The organism is Micromonospora sp. NPDC047738 (genome assembly GCF_040642675.1).
Lineage (GTDB): Bacteria > Actinomycetota > Actinomycetes > Mycobacteriales > Micromonosporaceae > Micromonospora.
Map to the genome: position 1 here is coordinate 1 of NZ_JBEYSO010000007.1, position 20,701 is coordinate 20,701.

The 20,701-nt window shown below is 64.5% G+C and carries 19 protein-coding genes; 17 read left to right on the forward strand and 2 right to left on the reverse strand.

The genetic code is table 11. The features are described 5' to 3' along the window. Window positions 1-6 precede the first annotated feature (6 nt). From ABZ783_RS13450 to ABZ783_RS13520, 15 genes are all read left to right on the forward strand, one after another. On the forward strand, window positions 7-6,858 hold the full coding sequence (locus tag ABZ783_RS13450) for a DNRLRE domain-containing protein (protein WP_357437187.1): 6,852 nt from the start codon (window positions 7-9) through the stop codon (window positions 6,856-6,858). 385 nt (window positions 6,859-7,243) lie between these two features. Further along, complete coding sequence (locus ABZ783_RS13455) at window positions 7,244-8,464, forward strand: tetratricopeptide repeat protein (RefSeq protein ID WP_357437189.1); 1,221 nt, start codon at window positions 7,244-7,246, stop codon at window positions 8,462-8,464. Window positions 8,465-8,736: 272 nt separating this feature from the next. After that, window positions 8,737-9,333 (forward strand): RHS repeat-associated core domain-containing protein, encoded by a 597-nt coding sequence (locus tag ABZ783_RS13460; RefSeq protein WP_357437192.1) that lies wholly within the window; start codon window positions 8,737-8,739, stop codon window positions 9,331-9,333. Continuing rightward, window positions 9,333-10,187, forward strand: a complete 855-nt coding sequence (locus ABZ783_RS13465; RefSeq protein WP_357437194.1) for a polymorphic toxin-type HINT domain-containing protein — start codon at window positions 9,333-9,335, stop codon at window positions 10,185-10,187. Before ABZ783_RS13460 ends, ABZ783_RS13465 begins: the two co-directional genes overlap by 1 nt. Further along, window positions 10,184-10,819, forward strand: a complete 636-nt coding sequence (locus ABZ783_RS13470) for a hypothetical protein (protein ID WP_357437196.1) — start codon at window positions 10,184-10,186, stop codon at window positions 10,817-10,819. The genes ABZ783_RS13465 and ABZ783_RS13470 overlap by 4 nt, the downstream gene beginning before the upstream one ends. Window positions 10,820-11,088: 269 nt before the next feature. Next, window positions 11,089-11,691 carry a hypothetical protein gene (locus ABZ783_RS13475; RefSeq protein ID WP_357437198.1) on the forward strand — a complete coding sequence of 201 codons (603 nt, stop codon included), beginning with the start codon at window positions 11,089-11,091 and terminating at the stop codon, window positions 11,689-11,691. A 496-nt stretch (window positions 11,692-12,187) separates the two neighbouring features. Further along, window positions 12,188-12,511, forward strand: a complete 324-nt coding sequence (locus tag ABZ783_RS13480; protein ID WP_357437200.1) for a hypothetical protein — start codon at window positions 12,188-12,190, stop codon at window positions 12,509-12,511. Between the two features lie 82 nt (window positions 12,512-12,593). Beyond that, window positions 12,594-13,046 (forward strand): Imm1 family immunity protein, encoded by a 453-nt coding sequence (locus ABZ783_RS13485; protein WP_357437202.1) that lies wholly within the window; start codon window positions 12,594-12,596, stop codon window positions 13,044-13,046. Window positions 13,047-13,146: 100 nt separating this feature from the next. After that, window positions 13,147-13,503: a hypothetical protein gene (locus ABZ783_RS13490; RefSeq protein ID WP_357437205.1), complete on the forward strand. Its 357-nt coding sequence runs from the start codon at window positions 13,147-13,149 to the stop codon at window positions 13,501-13,503. Window positions 13,504-13,693: 190 nt separating this feature from the next. Then, window positions 13,694-13,963 carry a DUF4265 domain-containing protein gene (locus tag ABZ783_RS13495; RefSeq protein ID WP_357437872.1) on the forward strand — a complete coding sequence of 90 codons (270 nt, stop codon included), beginning with the start codon at window positions 13,694-13,696 and terminating at the stop codon, window positions 13,961-13,963. 251 nt (window positions 13,964-14,214) lie between these two features. After that, complete coding sequence (locus tag ABZ783_RS13500; RefSeq protein WP_357437208.1) at window positions 14,215-14,667, forward strand: hypothetical protein; 453 nt, start codon at window positions 14,215-14,217, stop codon at window positions 14,665-14,667. Window positions 14,668-14,868: 201 nt separating this feature from the next. After that, on the forward strand, window positions 14,869-15,441 hold the full coding sequence (locus ABZ783_RS13505; RefSeq protein ID WP_357437211.1) for a hypothetical protein: 573 nt from the start codon (window positions 14,869-14,871) through the stop codon (window positions 15,439-15,441). Window positions 15,442-15,663: 222 nt separating this feature from the next. Next, a complete protein-coding gene (locus ABZ783_RS13510; RefSeq protein ID WP_357437213.1) occupies window positions 15,664-16,074 on the forward strand; it encodes a hypothetical protein in 411 nt (136 codons plus the stop codon). A 92-nt stretch (window positions 16,075-16,166) separates the two neighbouring features. After that, window positions 16,167-16,580, forward strand: coding sequence for a hypothetical protein (locus ABZ783_RS13515; protein WP_357437916.1), 414 nt, complete (start codon window positions 16,167-16,169; stop codon window positions 16,578-16,580). After that, entirely contained in the window at window positions 16,577-17,176 is a 600-nt protein-coding gene (locus tag ABZ783_RS13520; protein ID WP_357437873.1) for an MFS transporter, read from the forward strand. The genes ABZ783_RS13515 and ABZ783_RS13520 overlap by 4 nt, the downstream gene beginning before the upstream one ends. Before the next feature lie 192 nt (window positions 17,177-17,368). Here the strand turns inward: ABZ783_RS13520 and ABZ783_RS13525 are convergent, their stop codons facing one another. Then, on the reverse strand, window positions 17,369-17,824 hold the full coding sequence (locus ABZ783_RS13525) for a VOC family protein (RefSeq protein WP_357437216.1): 456 nt from the start codon (window positions 17,822-17,824) through the stop codon (window positions 17,369-17,371). Window positions 17,825-18,004: 180 nt separating this feature from the next. Then, window positions 18,005-18,952: a YafY family protein gene (locus tag ABZ783_RS13530; RefSeq protein ID WP_357437219.1), complete on the reverse strand. Its 948-nt coding sequence runs from the start codon at window positions 18,950-18,952 to the stop codon at window positions 18,005-18,007. A 99-nt stretch (window positions 18,953-19,051) separates the two neighbouring features. Between ABZ783_RS13530 and ABZ783_RS13535 the strand changes: the two genes are divergently transcribed. Then, complete coding sequence (locus tag ABZ783_RS13535) at window positions 19,052-19,729, forward strand: VOC family protein (RefSeq protein WP_357437222.1); 678 nt, start codon at window positions 19,052-19,054, stop codon at window positions 19,727-19,729. A gap of 169 nt (window positions 19,730-19,898) precedes the next feature. Then, window positions 19,899-20,675: an HAD-IIB family hydrolase gene (locus tag ABZ783_RS13540; protein WP_357437225.1), complete on the forward strand. Its 777-nt coding sequence runs from the start codon at window positions 19,899-19,901 to the stop codon at window positions 20,673-20,675. Window positions 20,676-20,701 lie beyond the last annotated feature (26 nt).

Consider the following 20,701-nt stretch of genomic DNA (forward strand, 5'->3'; position numbering starts at 1 on the left):
CCGGCGATGCTGCCGAAGGCGGGCCAGATCACCCGGATCTACCGCACCGCGGCGACCGACGCGACCGGCTCGAACGGCGTCATCGACACCACCCTGTCCGCCGGGCGGCCGACGGAGAACGTCAACGTCTACGACGGTGACCCGTACGTCAGCCCGGGCAACAACTCGTCCTACTACGGCGACACCCGCGGCCTGGTCAAGTTCCCCACCCTGACCGGCATCCCCACCGACGCGAAGATCGTCGGTGCCGAGCTGCGGATGTACAACACCTACCTGTACGACGGTCTGGACACCGACGAGTACGTCGACGTCTACAAGCTCAAGCGGGCGTTCAACGAGACGAAGGCGACCTGGAACACCTACGACGGGGTGAACGCGTGGACCACGGCCGGTGGTGACTACGACACCGCCTGGAAGGCCAGCTTCAACGGCTTCACCAACGACCCGGAATGGGAAACCTGGGACGTCACCACCGCCGTGGACGGCTGGGTCAAGACCCCGGCCAGCAACTACGGCCTGCTGCTACGCCAGCGCGACGAGGTCAACCAGACCGCCCGCGCGATGCTGCTCTCCTCCGAGGGTGAGGAACCGCTGCTGCGCCCGACCCTCGAAGTCACCTACCTCGAGCAGACCGGCGAGTCGACCTACTACGCGGCGTCCACCCCGACGGTGGCGACCGCGAACGCCACGTACACGGTACCGGTCACCCTGTCCAACCCGACCCTGACCACCTGGAACCCGACCGACTGGGAACTCGGCTACGACTGGAAGCGGGCCGACGGCACCACCGACGGCGCGGACCCCAGCTTCGAGGTGGTCACCCCGCTGCCCAAGAGCGTTCCCGCCGGCGGCACGGTCGACGTCAACGCGCAGGTGAAGACCCCGCCGTCCTCGACGGAGGGCAACAAGCGCACCGACTACGTGCTCAAGTGGGACCTGCGCAACAAGCTGACCGGCAAGAAACTGTCGGAAACCACGCCGGCGATCCAGCCGTTGCCGCAGAACGTCGCGGTGGAGGAACCCACCTCCGACCAACTCGGCCTGGAGAAGTTCTACTCGTACGCGGGCAAGAACACCGGCGCCGGCGGCACCCTGATGAACAACCTCTACTCCGGCAACACGGTCTGGTCGTACAACGCGTTCAACAACCCCTCCCGGGGGCTGTCCACGTTCGTGCGGATGTCCTACAACTCCCTCGACACGTCCGACACCGTCGCCGGCTACGGATGGTCGGTGCAGGCCTCGTCGATGATGCGCCTCGGCGCCCCTCTCGACTTCCACCCCAACCCGAACCCCACCAAGGTCACCTTGACCGACGGTGACGGCACCAGCCACTGGTTCACCTGGGACGCGGCAGCGAACGAGTGGAAGAGCCCCAAGGGAGTTCACCTCTACCTGCAGAAGAACAGCAGCGTGGACTGCAAGCCCAACACCCAGGAACGCAGGGCGTGGGTGCTGACCCGGCCGGATCGGACGCAGTTCTTCTACGACTGCGAGGGCTTCCTGTCCAGCATCGTGGACAACAACGGCAACGAGATGCTCTTCACCTACGAGGAGCGGAAGTCCAACAACAAGCCGACCAAGTTCCTCCGCTACATCACCGACCCGACCGGTCGCAAGACGCTGACCGTCGACTACTACGCCAAGGGTCAGGCGTTCGACTACATCGACGACACCACCTGGACGCGGAAGTCCGCGACCAACCTGACCAACCCGAAGATCATCGATCACATCTCCCAGATCACCGACGTCTCGGGACGCAAGCTCACCTTCACCTACACCGACAAGGGCCTGCTCGGTGAGCTGATCGACGGAGCCGGGTCGACCGACGGTGCGCCGAAGACGTTCAAGTTCGCCTACGACATGACGCAGGGCAACAAGAACGTCAAGCTGGTCAAGGTCACCGACCCGCGCGGCAACCCCACCAGCCTGGTCTACAACTACCCGCAGACCGGCGACGACCCGAAGTTCCACTGGACCACGAAGTCCTACACCGACCGGCTCGGCTACCTCACCCAGTTCGGCTACGTCGACCCGGACGGCCCGCAGGGCAACAACATCAACGCCACGGTCACCGACGCCGAGAACCACGCCACCCAGTACCTGCTGGACGGCTACGGCCGGGCGTACCAGACGACCAACGCGAAGAACGAGGTCACCAAGCTCGGCTGGGACGACGACCACAACGTCATCCGGTTGGAGGAGGCCAACGGCGCGGTCTCCACCTGGGCGTACGACCCGAAGACCGGTTACCCGACCGAGGTCAAGGACGCCGAGGCGGTCCGCAACGGCTGGCCGGGCACGGCGCTGACCTACCAGCGCCAGCTCAACGGGTACGTGGCCGAGGTGGTCAGCAAGACCAGCTCGGAGGGGCGGAAGTGGACCTTCACGTACACGGCCGAGGGTGACGTCGAGACGGTCACCGACCCGGTGGGCAACACCACGGCGACCGATGGCGACTACACGAGCCGGAACACCTACGACGACTGGGGCCAGCTCGTCGCCGCCAAGGACGCCAACGGCAACACCACCGAGTACCTCGACTTCCACGCCAGCGGCTACCCGGCGAGGATCAAGGACGCCGGCAACGGGCTCTCGTACTTCACGTACGACGACCGGGGCAACGTCCTCGAGGTCAAGAACGGTAAGAACGCCAAGGTCACCCAGGGGTACGACACCTTCGGGCGGCCGAAGGACAAGGTCGAGCCGATGGACGCGGCCAACAACCGCTACATCACCACCAAGGCCTCGGTGTATGACGCCAACGACAACATCGTCACGGCGTACGCGGCCAACGGGACGGTGTCGACCTCGGTCTATGACAAGGCCGACCAGGTGATCGAGTCGTACGCGCCGAAGGACGAGGCGACCGACCCGGAGCGCAAGACCACCACGACGTACGACAAGGTCGGCAACGTCCTGACCGTCACGGAGCCGCAGGGCAACCTGACTCCCGAGGTCGGTGACTACACGACGACCACCAAGTACGACGCGATCTACCAGCCGATCGAGGTCACCAACGGCCTCGGCCAGAAGGTGGTCTCGGAGTACGACAATGTCGGCAACGTCACGGTCCTGTACGACGCGAAGAAGACCGCCAGCGCCGAGAACGACTTCACGACCAAGTACGAGTACGACTGGAACCACCGGGTCGTGAAGACCACCGACGCGCTCGGCAAGTTCACCACCGCCCGATTCGACAAGGACGGCCTGACCCTCGGCACCACGGACGCCGAGGGCAACGAGTCGCTGGCGACGTACGACGCCCGCGGCGCGCTGATCGAGTCGAAGGTGCCGCACACCAAGGACGGCGCCGGCACCATCACCTACCGCACCACCAAGTACGAGTACGACCAGGTCGGCAACCAGACGAAGGGGATCACCCCGCGCGGGGTGAACACCACCGACGATGCCGACGACTTCTCCGTGGTGACCGTGTACGACGCGCTCAACCGCAAGAAGGAGGAGTGGTCGTCCTACGACAAGGACGACAGCCGCTACAACACGCCGGACAAGACCTTCTACACCTACGACGAGATCGGCAACCTGACCAAGGTCAGCGCGCCCCCGTCGGAGGGGCAGAGCGTCCGGAACGACACCGAATACACCTACTACGACAACGGGTGGACCAAGACGTCCAAGGACCCGTGGGACATCGTCAACTCGTACGACTACAACGACCTGGGCCAGCAGACCAAGAACACGCTGAGCTCGGCCGGCGGGTCGACGACCCGGACGATGACCTGGGACTACTACCCGTCCGGCAACGAGAAGGGGCGCTCGGAGGACGGCCTGCCGGTCGGCAAGGACGTGATCCTGGTCGACAACTCCGACTCGAACAACACCGCGAGCCAGGGCACCTGGACCAGCGGCGGCGCGACCGGGCAGTGGGGCTACGACGTGGCCACCGCGCCGGCGGGCAGCGGCTCGGCCCAGTTCAACTGGCAGCTGAACGTCCCCCGCGACGGCAGCTACGAGGTGTTCGTGCGGCACCCGCAGGTCACCGGTGCCGCGACGGACGCGAAGTTCACCATCACCCACAACGGTGGCAGCGTCACCAAGACGGTGAACCAGACCCAGAACACCGGCGCCTGGATCAGCCTGGGCAGCTACGCGTTCGTCGAGGACGGCATCCAGAAGATCACCCTCACCGACCAGGCGACGGGCAAGGTCCTCGCCGACTCGGTCAAGCTGGTGCGGGACAACGCCGGTGACGTCGACAACGAGAAGAAGGAGTTCACCTACAAGTACAACCCGAACGGGTTGCTGGTCGAGGTCAAGGACCTCAGCCCCGGGGCCAAGATCAGCCGGTACGACATCGCCTACGACCAGCTCAACCAGATCTCCACGGTCAAGGAGTTCACCGGCGCCACCGACGCGACGCCGAAGAACACCACGGCGCTGACGTACGACGACAACGGCAACCCGCTCACCTCGACCCACGACCTGACCTGGTCAAAGATCGAGTACGACGCGCGGGACATGGTCGCGAAGGTGACCAACGCCGACTCGCCGACCGCGGGCAACCAGCAGATCTCGTCGTTCACCTACACCGCTCGCGGGCAGATGCTCAAGCAGACCAAGCCCAACGGCAACACCGTGGACTTCGAGTACTACCTCGACGGCGCCACCAAGCACCAGCTGGAGAAGACCTCCGGCGGGGCGACCGTCGCCGAGCACACGCTGGAGTATCAGGCCAACGGCCACCCGTCGCGAGACGTGCTCAAGTTGATGAACGCCGACAACTCGTCGGACTACATCGACAACACCTACACCTTCACCTACGACCCGCAGGACCGCATCAGCCGGCTCGACAAGACCGGCGACAGCACCTCGACCGAGTCGTACGTCTACGACGCCAATGGCAACACGGTGTCGCAGACGATCGAGGGTGTCACCAGCACGAGTAAGTACGACCGGAACCGGTTGCACTCCACCACGACGGCTGGGGTGACGTCGACATACAACTACGATCCGTTGGGCCGGCTGGACACTGTGTCGGTCGGTGGCCAGCGGGCGCAGAAGTACTACTACGACGGTTTCGACCGCACGGCGAAGACCACCGCCGGGGTCGGCGCCAACGCCAAGTCGACGACCTACGTGTACGACCCGTTCGACCGGACGGTGTCGCAGACGGCGGCCGGTAAGACGACGCTGTTCACGTACCTGGGGATGGACAACCAGGTGCTGCGTGAGGAGGTCGCCGGCAAGGCGGAGAAGTCGTACCAGTACGCGCCGTGGGGTCAGCAGCTGACCCAGATCAAGCACAAGGACGACGGCAGCCGGGAGTACTCGCAGTTCATCTACCGGCCGCGTGGTGACGTCATCGGCATCACCAAGGAGAACGGCAGCACCCGCGCCACCTACGGCTACACGGCGTACGGCAAGGACGACGAGTCCCAGTTCACCGGTGTGGACAAGCCGGGCGCTGCTCCGGAGGGTGAGGAGCCGTACAACGCGTTCCGGTTCAACGCCTCCCGGTGGGATGCGGGCTCGGGCACCTACGACATGGGGTTCCGTAACTACGATCCGGGCCTGAACCGGTTCCTGACCCGGGACACCTACGGCGGCGCCATGGCGGACATGGGTCTGGCTATGGACCCGTTCACGGGTAACCGGTACGCGTTCGCCGGCGGTAATCCGATCAGCTTCATCGAGCTGGACGGGCACCTGTTCGGGATGTCGTGGTCGGACATCGGCCACGCCGCCCTGGACGTCGCTGGCATGGTGCCGGTGATCGGTGAGGTCGCCGACGTCGCCAACGGCATCTGGTATCTGGCCGAGGGCAACTACGTCGACGCGGCGATGTCCATGGCCTCGGCGATTCCCCTCGCCGGGAACGCGGTCGCCGCAGCGAAGCTGGCGAAGACCGGCAAGAAGATCGCCGACGGCATCGACACCGCCAAGGACGTCGAGAAGGGCGTCGAGGCAACCGTCGACGCCTCCAAGGCGGCACCGTCCACCGGTGCCCCAAAGCCGAAGGACACCGAGGCACCGTCGTGTCCAATCCGTCCGAACAGCTTCGTGCCCGGCACGAAGGTCGTGATGGCCGACGGCAGCAGCAAGGCCATCGAGGAGGTGGAGGAAGGCGACCGCGTTCTGGCCACCGACGTTGAGAACGGCCAGAACCAGGACCGGGTTGTCACCAACGCCCGTAGCGTTGCAGGCAAGAAGACCTTCGTCACCTTCACCGTCGACCTAGATGGTAAGGACGGGTCGAAGACCGGAAGCATCACCTCCACTGATGCCCACCTGGTCTGGCTCCCCGACGCAGGCATGTGGGCCAAGGCCGAGCAGATCAAGCCCGGCATGTGGCTCCAGACCGCCGCCGGCACCTGGGTCCAGATCACCGCGGTCAAGCACACCGTCAAACACGAGCGAGTCCACAACCTCACCGTCGACGGCGTCCACAGCTACTACGTGCTCGCTGGCGACGAGCCGGTCCTCGTCCACAACGAGGACCCTTGTAAGCCGTCGGTCCCCAAAAAGGCATCGGCGCATGCGGAGGGGGATAGCACCCTTAGCGGTTGGGGAGACGCACCGCCTGCGTACAACCGCTCTGTCTCACCTGAAGACGTGCTGGCCGAAACCCACCAAATGGGCGCCGTTCCCACCCCGGCGGTGCCTGCCTTCCTTGACCATGGCGTACCGGGGAAGTACTACGCGTCACACGCTGAAAGGCAGATGGCGCTGTTGCATCCTGATGCACCAATCGAGGTTGATCTCGACATGTGTGACGACTGTATTGACTGGTTCATTCGGAGAGCTGCCCATCGTGGCAAGACGCAACGGGTGACCGATCCTACCGGCACGAACGTATTTAGACCAGACGGCAGATGGGGGGTCGAGGGGGCCTGAAGATGTCGGGTGGCCCGGGAGAAATTCCCGGGCCACCCGCGGTTCTTCTAATCAGCATTATCCTGCTGTTCCCAGCCGCGTCATGCGCGACCGGCTCCACGATCTGGTCGCAGCCCATTCCATCGCGCCGTGGGCGCGAGCTCCGCATACAAGACAGCGGGCCGCCGAGTCGTCGCTTGGTGCGTCTAAGCCTGCACCAGATGGAGCCTGGGTCCGCCGGGTATGCGACACTCTGTCTTGCTGATCTCCTAGGGGCGAGGCAGCGCACGCGCCGTTTGACGATGCAAACGACCATGGAAGGCTGAACCTGGAGTTAGGTAGACCTCAAGGTCTGAGACCGGATTGCCTAATCAAGATTCTCGCGAACCACTGCTTAGGGGAAATCATGGACTTCTATGAACGGGGCCGGTCGGCAGCGCAGCGCGGTGACTTCGGAAAGGCGATTCGGCTTCTGACCGATGCTGGTCGAGACGGGCGAGCACTACTGCTGCTCGGGCAGATGGCCAGTAGCGGGCGTGGGCAGCCGGTTGATAAGGGTCGTGCGGTCGAATACTACGAGCAGGCGGCTGATCTCGGGAACTCTGAAGCCGCATATAATCTTGCCGCGATTTATGCAGCAGGCGGCGGTGTGGAAGCGGACCACAAAACGGCATTTTACTGGTATCGCCGCTCCGCAGAGCTCGGGAATGTCGACGCATTGCGTATGATCGGCGTGATGTACGCGTACGGGCAGGGGGTGGAGGTCGACCTAGTCGCTGCGGAAAAAGCGTTGGACAAGGCTGCCGCAAGAGGTCAGCGAGACGCTCCAAGAGATCTTGGAAGATTGTTTATCCGGGTTGGCTCGCCTGTGGCAGCGGCTCGGTGGTATCTGGAGGCCGCTCGGCGCGGTGATCGGGACGTCGTTGACGAGATACTTCGCCTTGCTCCTTCGCTTAAGGCTCTTGCTGACGAGGGCGATACAAGCGCTCGTACTTATTTAGGTGTCATCTTTATGCAGTATGTTGACGCTCCCGCAGAGACAATCGCACTACTGAGGAAGTCCGCAGACGAAGGCGATCCGATCGCGCAAAGATCACTTGGTTTCCTCTACCACCAAGGAGAGCTGATTGAGGCAGATCCAGCCCGCGCGCTCAAGCTGTTCCGATCCGCGGCCGAGGGCGGCGACGGTATTGCCGCTTACAACCTCGGTCTTCGCTACCTGAAGGGGGAAGGGGTTGAACGAGATTCGGCCGCCGCGATTCATTGGCTGCGCATTGCTGCGAATTCCGGTGTCGTTGAGGCGTATCCGCATCTCGGGAATGAACTCGCAGCCGTTGATGAGGACGCCGAGGCGCTGAGTTGGTACCTTCGGGGCGCTGAGGTTGGTCAAGCCGGGTGTATGTACGCTGCGGGATGCTGGTACCGTGACGGCATAGGAACGCCCGTGGACCTGGTCGAAAGCCTTCGTTGGTTCATCGCCATGCTTCGTGTTGGCAACGGAAATGGCATCCATGAAGCCCAATCATTCATTCGAGAGCTGTCGGACGAGCAGATCCGTCTTGCTGCACGTCGTGCCGGCAGTGTCTCCGATGGCGAGGTTTTTATTCAGCAACGGCAAGAGAACTAGGCGCGGGGCGATCCGACTGACATGGGCCGTCATCAGTAGTCGGCGCCCGCCCTCGCTTGGGGCGGGCGCCGACGCATGTTGGCCGCGTGACGTCGAAGCGCAGCCTGATCCCAGTGGTCTGGCTGAAAACGGTGCCGGTTTGTGTTCAGTGGGCGCCGTTCGATCGGACGGTGTCGAAGACCCTTGGGTCGAAGACCACGCTGTTACCCACCTGGGCATGGACATACTGCGGGGAAGGTTGCCGGTAAGGCGGAGAAGTCCGACCCGCCGGGGTGTGCAGCCGGAGAGCGAGGTTCCGGTTCAACGCCTCCCGGTGGGATGCGGGCTCGGGCACCTACGACATGGGGTTCCGTAACTACGATCCGGGCCTGAACCGGTTCCTGACCCGGGACACCTACGGCGGCGCCATGGCGGACATGGGTCTGGCTATGGACCCGTTCACGGGTAACCGGTACGCGTTCGCCGGCGGTAATCCGATCAGCTTCATCGAGCTGGACGGGCACCTGTTCGGGATGTCGTGGTCGGACATCGGCCACGCCGCCCTGGACGTCGCTGGCATGGTGCCGGTGATCGGTGAGGTCGCCGACGTCGCCAACGGCATCTGGTATCTGGCCGAGGGCAACTACGTCGACGCGGCGATGTCCATGGCCTCGGCGATTCCCCTCGCCGGGAACGCGGTCGCCGCAGCGAAGCTGGCGAAGACCGGCAAGAAGATCGCCGACGGCATCGACACCGCCAACGACACCCGCAAAGCCGTCAACGCGACCACCGACGGATCGAAGGCGCTCCCCAGCAACACCCGAAGGATACAAGGCCCTCGGGTCCGAGCTGCAAGATCAACAGCTTTGTTCCCGGCACCAGGGTCCTGATGGCCGATGGTTCGACCAAGGCCATTCAGGACCTCCAGGAAGGCGACTGGATCAAGGCTACGGATGTCGAGTCGGGTGTTACCAGGGACCGTCAGGTCACGGACACCCGTAACCACGAGGGTGACAAGAAGCTCGTCACCCTGACCCTTGATATTGACGGCAGCGATGGCGATGCCACCGGCAAGGTCACGTCAACGGCTGGTCACCACTACTGGCTTCCGGATGCGGGACGCTGGGTCACTGCCGACACGCTCAAGTCGGGCATGTGGTTGCGGACGTCTTCTGGCGTCTGGGTCCAGATCACCGCTGTAGAGCACGAGCGGCGGCACGAACGTGTCTACAACCTCACCGTCGATGCGGACCACAACTACTACATTCTGGTCGGCGGCCAGACCGTACTAGTCCACAACGAATGCCCTGACTACGATGAACTGGCTGGGGACCGGGCAAAGCAGCTTCACGAGGGGCTCAAGGACCCGAAGCAGGAGAAGGGCGGATGGGCCTATGAGAACGACACGACGGCCGTCGTTCTCGCGCGCGACCAAGGCGGCAACGTGCGCACCATCGTTGCCTCCAACCGGAAGTACGTGCCAAAGAAGATCAAGAATCAGCTCGATGCGACGGCTGGCGACGTATTTGCTAACGGCAAGGGTCATGCTGAAATGACGGCCCTGGACTACATGGACAAACAGGGCTGGGAGTTCCTCGGCGGTGGAGCGAACCGCAACGTTTGCCCGCCATGTGAAAACTCAACCCGGGACCGGGGGATGTCTTTGAGAGGGCCCAAGTTCCTCGGCAGATTGAAGTATCTCGGCAAGATGTTCAACTACATGGGCGAAAGGATATTCAGGTGACGGACCTGGAGGACGACATGAGCCAAGCGTCTCTGCTCAGCCCTGCAGCGCGGCAGAGTATCGCGGCTCTAGTCCTCGTCCGATACTTCGGCTTTAATCAGGATCCGAAGTTCTCGCCCTGGTTCGAACAGCACCGGGAGGCGTTGTCGCAGGCATTGGCTGATGGATCACGGTTCCACCGTCAGGCGATCACCGGAACGGCAATTTCAACCGAAGAGATCAGGCCCGTGAGAAGTCTGGTCGAGCGCGCTTTGGGAGCAAGCGATCCAGAGGGTCTGCCATTCGAGACGGAGATCGTCGACCATCTTGTATTAGCGGCCGAGGTTCTCGACTATTTGTCCGCGCCACAGGATTTGGAACGATTGGAACGCGTTTTCGAGCACGCGGAGGAACTTGCCGAGGCGGGCGAAGAAATGGCGACCAGTGAGTCTATGGCGGAGGAAGGGGAAGGCGTCGATCTCCTTCAGTTGGAAAGCGAAACCCGGCGGTCGGACTTGAATGAGATGAGAGAAGCGCAGGACCTGGCAAGTTTCGATCCGAGTCCCCTGCTTCTTCGCAGTCAGGACTTTTCGCGAAAATATGCTGAGGTAATCGCAAACGGTTACTCTGATGAGGAGGCTGGTCGCCCCTAAGGTAAGGCGGGAATATGCGGTGCCCGCTCCACGCCAGTGGGCGAGCACTTCGCTCATTGGGGAGTCCTGGGGAGCCCAATGAAGCCAAACTCCTTCAATTCGGGGCCCAGTGCCGGCGCCGATTGGCGTATCGCGACGTAGGCCGCGCGGGCTGCTTAGGTGGATTCATCTAGGGCGGACGCCTAACCGGTGAATGTGGCCGCAATTCGTTCTGATGAGCGCCGAAAATTATTAAACCAATCACGTGAACCGATAGCGCACTTGGAGAGTTGGCTGAAGTGGTTGATCCTGGCGGACGTTTGGCGCTGATTCAGTCTCTCGGCTTGCTTTCGTTGGCGAGGTGCGTACCTCTGCTCCACTCGGCTCACTTCCAACTCGTCGATCACGTGGTCGATCTGGTCGAGGTAGGGCCAGTGGTGTGGAACGACGTCATGTGGCCGACCGAAACCCTGCCATTGGAATCGCATTTCAAGCGCTATCTTGATAATGTCGACTGGCAGGAAACGGGCCTCCCGCATGTGCAAAACCACACAATCCAGCTGGCGCATGCAATGTGTGACCCGCAGCTGGAAAGTGAGTCCGCTGAGCTGGCCTTCCGCGTGTCTTCAACAGAAGTGTGGGCTGCCTGCGACTGGATCACCGAGCGGTCGGATGGATGTAACGAACCCATCTTTGCGCGGTTGAAAACGACTCTTCTTGGCGTTGAATTTGAGTGGCAAGCTGCTGATGGGCGCGCCTTGATCGGAGCTGGATTGAATGAGAGATCCTACCGTGACCGGATGTTGTGTATCAAGGCGCCAGAACGGTATGCGCTGCGGACGCAAATCGCAGAGGCGATTGTGAGGCTTTCGAGTCGAGCGGGTGTCGAATGATTTCAGGAAACCGGTAATGCCCGTGCACCCTCTGCTGCAACTGGGCTGAACGGCCACGCCCCGGCTGGGGGGCGTCGCGGGCCAGCGCGTCGGCGGCTGGCTGGGGCGGGCACCCGGCGGCACCCCCAGGTCGTGTTGTCGCGATCCAAGTGGCCACCTGACGGGCAGGTACGACCGCGACCAACGCCAGCGCGGGCAGGCCATCGCGGTCTGGGCGGGCTGCCAGTTCACCGGCCGTGCGTTCGGGCCGGTGTTCGGCGGATTCCTGCTCTAGGACTTCTGGTGGGATCGGTGTTCCTGGCGGCCGTGCCGGCTAGCGATCGGTATGCGACGTATGTGCCCTAAAATCGCTAGTTATCTCGCCGATGGTGCGAGGGTCACATATTCGGTTCCGCATGGGTCATCGCTTCTTCCGAGTTGGTGATGTTGATGTTCGAAGCATATCGAGCGTCCGATGAGACGGTGGCTGCTTGGCGCGTTTTAGCGCAGCGAGTACGTGAGGCGCTCGATCTCGCTGGAATCCCCAACCATTCCGCAGGCGACTCTCCTCGGCTGGCTGGCGCCGAAAATTGAAATCGACCACGGCAATGATGAAATGGGCGGCGTGTTTGTCGACTGGCGACCGGCAGATGCCCTCACCGGCGCGGTTGCCGAATCCACGATGGAGGGCCGCCCGGACGCTCCTGCGATACAACTCTTCATGGCCATCGCGACATCTATGCGTGACGCGATGATCGGTATTCTGCACGCCTCGGGATTCAACGTGGTTCCTGTCGACGACTACGCCATGCGGCCTCCCACGATCCATGTTCTCCGATGAATGGGTGGCCTTGATCCCACGGGCGTCGGAGCGCTCAGCGCTGGTTCGTGCTAAGGGCTCCAGTAGGTTTACGATACTGGCCATGCGGAGAGCGTCGTTGATGCAGTTCCGGGTGGAGGCGTACTATCGCCCACAGCACGGCGACAAGCGTGAGTTGCTTGTTGCGCCGGAGGATGTGGACGAGCTGATTGACTCCCTGTTGGCGGGACCGATCCACCAGAACCTGGCGGAATTGCATTCCCTGGAACGGTCAACCCTGCCTTCCGGTGCTCCCGATCACGAGCTGTTGGTCGGTGCTGATCAAAGCCTTCAGGTCGGCGTTCTTGAGTTCATGGATGCCAGCGGAAACTGGACGACGGTCGGGTTACAAGAGGGTCGTACCGAGGTTCGTTACTCGTGCGTAAATCATATGACCGAGTTTCCAGCGCATTCGGAGATTCCCATCGACCTAATACGTCGAGCGGTCAAGGAGTTCTGTCTATCCGGTGGGCAGCGACCTACCTGTGTCCAGTGGGAGAATCCAGAGTTCTGGTGATTCTCTGAGAAGCACCTTGTTCTGACGATGCCGGAAGGCGCGAGGCCGGACCCACGAATGGGTCCGGCCTCGCTCCGTCTACGACGCCAATGGCAACACGGTGTCGCAGACGATCGAGGGTGTCACCAGCACGAGTAAGTACGACCGGAACCGGTTGCATTCCACCACGACGGCTGGGGTGACGTCGACGTACAACTACGATCCGTTGGGCCGGCTGGACACGGTGTCGGTCGGTGGTGAGCGGGCGCAGAAGTACTACTACGACGGTTTCGACCGTACGGCGAAGACCACCGCGGGTGTCGGTGCGAACGCCAAGTCGACGACCTACGTGTACGACCCGTTCGACCGGCCGGTGTCGCAGACGGCGGCCGGTAAGACGACGAGGTCAACGGCCGGTTCATCGGAACCTGCTGGCGGTGTGGGCAGACGTCCAACAATCCGGACAATTTCCACGTAGTCACCGAGATGAGGCAAAGTCCATCGATGGCAACCTGACCTTGATCGACCTCTGTCTAGAGGGCGCAGCCTGTAACCTACGTGCCAAGAACTCGGGTGCGCCCAAACTGGGTCGGTCTTGTGCGGATCGGGGAAGCTGTGGGGCCCCATACGGAGGAACGGGACTGATTGCCTTGGCGGAAGTCGTTCAGGTGTTGATTGGCAGGACGCGAGCGGGTGAGGATTCGTTCGAACCACTGCTCGTAACTCCCGTCGGCGCGGAACTTTATCAGTTGGAGCGCTCGCCGCTGATGGCAGATGGGATGGCTCGAGGCGACACCCTTCGCATCGAGAATGAGGGGCGAAGCTACCAGGTTATCCGTGACGGCGGCTACTATGCGGTGCAGATCTACTACCGCCGGGAGTTGGAGATCGAGGATCTAAGAGGGGATGGAGTCGCACCTCTCGCAAGTTGGAGGTGAGCTCGACGCTCACGCCGCCCGCGTGATTGCCGTTACCCTTCCTGCCGGCGTACCGACGTCGACGTTGACTGCACTTCTTGATGGTCATCCACGACGTGGCGACTTCGAATGGCGGCTTTCAAAGTCTCCGTTAGCTAACTAGCCGTACCCAATGCGCCGGGTGGCCCTGTTCGCGAAGCTATGCCAGTCACGTGAACCGATAGCGCAAATTGGGGGCACAGTTGCTTCTCTGGGATCATGAGATGCAGCCCTTGCGGAACGAGTTGCAGAATATCCAGCCCCCTCAACGGCTGGCCATGGCGATGGCGGCGATGGAGTGGGCCCGCGACGCAATGGGCCAGATTGAGACAGGGGAGATCAGCGACTACCTGTTTCGCGGAATGGCGGCCGGCCGTGAAGCGGTGTCGGCCAGCGGGGACAAGATCGGTCTCCCCGAGGAGATGCTCGACGAGTACCAGGATGTCCTGGACTTGGCGGACGAGCCCGGAACTTCGCACATATTGTCGGCTCTTTTGGCCTGCGCCGATGCGCCTGAGGGGCTGACCGGTGAGGTTCTCTACGGTGTCTTCTCTTTCTGTTACGAAGGCCTTCTCGATCGAGAGGAACTGCCTGAGTGGACGGTGGAAGCCGAGCGAGCGAACGTCAGGTGCCTTGAGGCGATCGCCTTTCAGAAGAGGCTCGTCAACGAGGCGCTCGGACGTTGACCCGCACGGCGTCGCACGTCAGCGACGGGCGCTGATGACGCCGACAGACGTGAGGCTGGATCCGCGACGGGTCCAACCTCACGTCTGCTCCGCCGGCGGCCTTTCGCAGGCGGTCGCCGGTTGGTGAGTCGAGCCGACCCCAGTGGCGGGCGGCCAGAATTCTGCAGCAGCACTCCTCAGCGACGGAAGGAGCGGTTGTTGGTGAACGCCGATGAGTTCGCGGAGACTGCCTCAATCGAACAGGCTGCTCTCTTCTCTGCCGCCTGCGCGGAGCGGGCGATTGGCGTCCTGTTCTGGGTGGTTTCTGAGGATGGCCGCCGGGATGATCTGGACCGCTACCACGAGGCTTTGGAAATGCTCTGGACGCCTGTTCCAGGCGATCCTTCGCGATACTCGTCAACGCGTCAGGCTCTTGAACGGATGCGTGAAATGCACGTCGGGGACGAGCTAGCCGGTCCCGCTGCTCACGCCCTTTATGGAGCCGTCGTCCTCCACGCGGCGCTGGGGACGCTCGCAGCGAGCGCGGTGGTTGCCCTGGAAGACTGCTCAATGGCGGCGCGAAACAGTGCCTTCAGAGTCGAGGCCAGGACCGGGCATCGCGTCCTCAGTGCGGAGGAGCGCTGTCAGGCGGAGGACATCGAAAGCCTCGTTGCCGGTGTGAGTGCGGACAAGATTCGGGAAAATGCCCGACGCCACGGGCGTAAGCGCCTGGACCTTCTGTACGCACACTACCGGCAGTCGAGGCCGGGGCCGGAGTTGCCGTCGAGCCGATGAGTTATTGGGACCGGGAGATGGCATATGGGACGGGTTTCAGCGGCGAGCATCTTTCGGCAACTGGCCAAGGGTGGGGTAATACCCGAAGACGCTGTGATCGCCAGCCGCGGGGTCGCTACGTGGCAGCAAGGCAATCTGGAATGCGTCACCTGGCTTGAGGAGGAGCCAGCTGGGCTGGTGAGGGTATCCATGAACGTCGGTGACGCTCGACTGGGGCCGCCCATGGACGAGTTCGGCCGTATGGCGGTTCGCCTGCGCCCGAGGCTCTCCGGCATCTTCTGGCCCGAGAGGAAGGTGCTTACGGCGGAGCAGGTCAGTTATTTTGAGACAGTGATCAGTGCAGAGCGTGCATTCCTCAGAGACAGGCGGGATCTGATCGATGTCCTTGCGTCGGAGTCGGAAGTCGTGCGCGGTGACGTCTATGCATGGCAGGATAAGGCCAGTCACGTCGCACGACGTGTTCAAGCGTTGATTCTTGCTGAGGACATGGGTGAGCCGGTTCTGGCTGCTCGATTGCGCGATTCCCTGCGAACGGGTACCAAGCATTCCCCGGGCGACCTGCCCGAGTTGGTTCAGGCAAGGAGATGGGCCGACCGGTACGCTAAAAACCTAAATCGAAAGATAGTGATCTAGCATCGCTCGTCCAGTGAACTGTCGGGTGCGGCTTGTGTGCCGCTGCTGATCTCGGTCCAGGGGCCGCCGCTATCGAGCCCGGAGGTGCCGTGGTGCGTAACCAGCGACTGGTTGGTGAGCTGTTGTGGACGGCCCTGTTGTTCTTCTGGGGAATGGCGATGTTCTTCGGCGTCGGCCTGATCGGTGCCGCCAACTCCTTGGGTTGTGAGGGCGCATGTGCGAGAAGTGCGGACTGGGCCTGGTTGGGGCTCGCGATCAGCTGCGGTGCCGGGCTGCTCTCCATACTGCTGCTCGTGCTTCTCGGCTGGGTGCTGAAGGACCAACGACGTCGCTTCCTGACCTTCGCCAGCGTCGCCATGCTGGTGGCCGGCGTTGTCGGTGTGGTGGCGTTCGTGTCACTCGACGACGGCCGGGGGGCGTCGCGGGCCAGCGCGTCGGCGTCTGGCTGGGTCGGGCACCCGGCGGCACCCCCAGTTCGTGTTGTCGCGATCCAAGTGGCCGCCTGACGGGCAGGTACGACCGCGACCAACGCCAGCGCGGGCAGGCCATCGCGGTCTGGGCGGGCTGCCAGTTCACCGGCGGTGCGTTCGGGCCGGTGTTTGGCGGATTCCTGCTCCAGCACTTCTGGTGGGGATCGGTGTTCCTGGTGGCCGTGCCGGCGATGGTGTTGCTGCTGTTCGTCGGGCCGGTCCTGCTGCCCGAGTTCCACAGCGACCACGCCGGCCGGCTCGACCTGGGCAGCGTCGGGCTGTCGCTCGTGGCAGTGCTGCTGATGGTCGACGGCATCAAGCAGCCGACCGTCGAGAGCGTGCCGGTCGTGCCGGCCGTGGCCCTCGTCGTCGGGGCAGTCGTCGGACTGCTGTTCGTACGCCGGCAGTTGCGGCTGGAGACGCCGCTGCTGGACCTGCGGCTGTTTCGCAACCGCCCGTTCACGGTCGTACTCGTCGCGCTGGTCTTCGCCGGGGTCGTCATGGCGGGTACGGGCCTGATGGTGACCCAGTACCTGCAGAGTGTGCTGGGCTTCTCGCCGGTCGCGTCGGCGTGCTGTTCGCACCCATGGGCCTGGCCTCCGCAGTCGGCACCATGGCCGTGTCGGTGCTGACTTGGCGGATGAGGCAGCCGACCGCGATCGCGGGTGGGCTGGTGAGTTCGGCGCCGGGCTGGCCGTGCTGGTCCTGACCATGCGCCCGCCAACCCGGACCACCGCGGCCACGCTCCCAGACTACGAGGCGACTCGCTCATGAAACCCTGCCAAGGTCGGCGCTGCGCGTCGGTGCAACCAGGTGGGAGCGACTCAGCTCGAACTGGCGGGTTTGTCGGCGTAGATGCCCTGCAGCATCCCGGTGGCCTGCCCGATCTCGATGAGGTAGCCGTCCGGGTCGCGGAGGTAGCAGCGCACCTCGGCCTTGCGGTCGAGCGGCTCGGTCAGGAACTGCCCGCCCTTGGCCCGGGTGTCGGCGTAGAAGGCGGCGATGTCGGCCACCCGGACGTTGAGGAACGCGGAGACCGGGTCGCCCGGCTCGTGCGGGGTCAGGGTGATGTCGGGCTTGTCGGGGGTGGGCCCGCCGCCGGGGTTCATGATGATCCAGCTGTTGGCGATCTTGACGATCGTCGGGTTCTCGGCGAGGACGATCTGCCCGCCGAAGATGTCGGCGTAGAACTTCCGCGAGACGGCGACGTCGCGCACGGTGAGGAAGTGTGTGACAACCAGACCCTGTCGGGGCGCGGGAAGATCGTCGCGGTCCACCATCGGGCTCTCCTCACGGTCGCCTGGTCCTGCCGACGTAGGGGTTTCCGCCAGCCTCCCAGCTCTGTTGTCGCCACATACGCGGCTTCAGAAACTCCCGCCGGACGGGGTATGGTCCGCCGTCACCGACCGGCGACGTGGCCAGCGGACTTGATCATGGCTGGGCACGGCAGCACCACGTGATCAGTATTGAGCCGCGGCAGCGCGTAGCTCCTCGACCACCCGCTCCCGGAGGTGGCCCGGTGCCAGCACCTTCACGGCGGTGCCGAGGCTGAGCAATGCCGACAGCGCCCACCCTTCGTTCTCGAACGGGACGGTCAGCTCGACCGCCCCGGTCGCGGTGACCGGGACCCGGTCCTTCCCGGGGCCGGGTACCAGCCGGCGCAGGCGGGGCAGGGCCCGGGCGGCGACGCGTACGGTGACCTCGACGGCGGACTCCTCGTCCTCCAGGGCCCGGCGCGCCTCGGTCCACGATCCGGCGAGGTCGAACCGGGGCGGGCGGACGACCGGCTCGTCAAGGACGTCCACCGCGCGCATCCGGGAGACCCGGTAGGTGCGTTGCCGGCCGTCGCGCAGGGCGACCAGATACCAGTCGCCAGCGGCGAGCACCAGCCCGAGCGGGTCGACCTCGCGGGTGGTGGGCCGCCCGTCGCGGACGTACTCGATGCGGGTGCGGCGGTCGCGCCAGACCGCGTCGGCGAGTTGGGGGAGGCAGGGCACCGGCTCGGGGGCGCCGTACCAGCGGGCCGGGTCGAGGTGGAAGCGCTCGGCGGTCCGGCCGGCGCGTTCCCGGGCCTCGCCGGTCAGGCTGGCCCACACCTTGACCCGGGCGCCCTCCAGCAGCTCGCCGAGCCCGAGTTGCTCGGCCGGACCGGCGAGCCCGAGGAACGCCAACGCGCCGGCCTCGTCCAGGCCGACGCCGGTGAGCCGGGTCCGGTAGCCGCGGTCGAGGCGGTAGCCACCCGCCGGCCCGCGGCTCGACCGCACCGGAATGCCGGCGGCCACCAGCGCCTCGACGTCGCGCTGCACCGTACGCTCGCTGACCTGCAACTGCCGGGCCAGCTCCCGCCCGCTGGCCTGGCCGCGCACCTGGAGTTGTAACAGCAGGGTCATCATCCGCGAGGCACGCACCGTCCCATGGTCCTGGACGTACTGGACGTATACGACAGAGGGTGTCGGGAACTCGGGTGAGACTCGGTGGACCGAGTCGCATCACCGAGGGAGAAGACGTTGTCGGAGCGGATCACGCCGGGGCAGTTCCATGCGGCCGCCGGGGTCGAGGACTGGCGGGTGCTGGGCGAGGGGGCGTGTGCCTGGTTCCGTACCGGCTCGTTCGCGGCCGGTGCCCGGCTTGTCCGGGCGATCGGCGAGCTGCCCGGCCTCGACGACCACCATCCGGACGTCGACCTGCGGCACGGCGGGGTGGCCGTCCGGCTGATCACTCTCACCTCCGACTACTACGGGCTGACCGGGCGCGACCTCGAGCTGGCCCGGCGGATCTCGGCGGTGGCCCGGGAGCTGGGCGTACCCGCCGACCCGTCGGCCGTGCAGACCGTGCAGGTCACCATCGACGCGCTGGTCGGCCCCGAGGTGACGCCGTTCTGGCGCGCCCTGCTCGGCTACGTCCACCGGGCCGGCAGCCCTGAGGACCTGGTCGACCCGCGTGGCCGGGGGCCGGCGTTCTGGTTTCAGGCGATGGACGCGCCGCGACCGCAACGCAATCGGGTCCACGTCGACGTCTGGGTCCCGTACGACCAGGCCGAGGCCCGGGTGGCGGCGGCGCTGGCGGCCGGCGGGCGGCTGGTCAGCGACGCGGACGCGCCGTCGAACTGGGTGCTGGCCGACGCCGAGGGCAACGAGGCCTGTGTCGGCACGGCCGGCTGGCCGGGTGCCGGCGGTGCGGTGTGACGCCGATCGGGTGCTGCCGTGTCGTCCGGGCCCGGGCCCGTGCGCCGCGCTGTTACGCTCCGCGAGGGAGGGCTGCGTAGCGTCACGATCTGCACTCGCGGCTGGCGGAGGTTGTCACCGTCGGTACCCTGCTAGTCCTGGCCTGCCCGCGACGACATGGTGGTTGTTGATGAACGATCTTCGAGTGGTGGCGTTCGACCTGGACGACACCCTGGCGGTATCCAAGTCGCAGATCGATCGTCGGATGGCGGAACTTCTCGGACACCTGCTCACCGAGGTGGACGTTCTGATCATCTCCGGTGGCCGGTTCGAGCAGTTCGAGGCGCAGGTGCTGGCCCACCTCGAGCTCACCGAGGACCAGCGCAACCGGCTGCACCTCATGCCGACCTGCGGCACCCGCTACTACCGCTGGCGGGACGGCGACTGGCGGCTGGTCTACGCCGAGGACCTGAGCGAGGCGGACAAGGTCCGGATCGTCGCGGCGCTCACCGAGTCGGCGAAGGCGCTCGGCCTCTGGGAGGACCGGACCTGGGGCGACATCATCGAGGACCGGGGCAGCCAGATCACCTTCTCGGCGCTGGGTCAGTCCGCCCCGCCGCAGGAGAAGTACGGCTGGGACCCGGACGGCAGCAAGAAGAAGCGGCTCCGGGACGCGGTCGCCGAGCAGTTGCCCGACCTGGAGGTACGCGGCGGCGGCTCCACCTCGATCGACGTCACCCGCAAGGGCGTGGACAAGGCGTACGGCATGCGCAAGCTGCTGGAGTGCCTGGACCTGAAGCACGACAACGTGCTCTTCGTCGGCGACCGACTGGACCACGGCGGCAACGACTACCCGGTCAAGGCGATGGGCATCCAGTGCCACGCCGTCACCTGCTGGGAGGAGACGGCCGACTACGTGCAGGTGCTCGTCGACGACCTGGTCCGGCGGCACGCTCAGCGGGCGTAACCGCCGAGCCCGGAACCGGGGCCCCA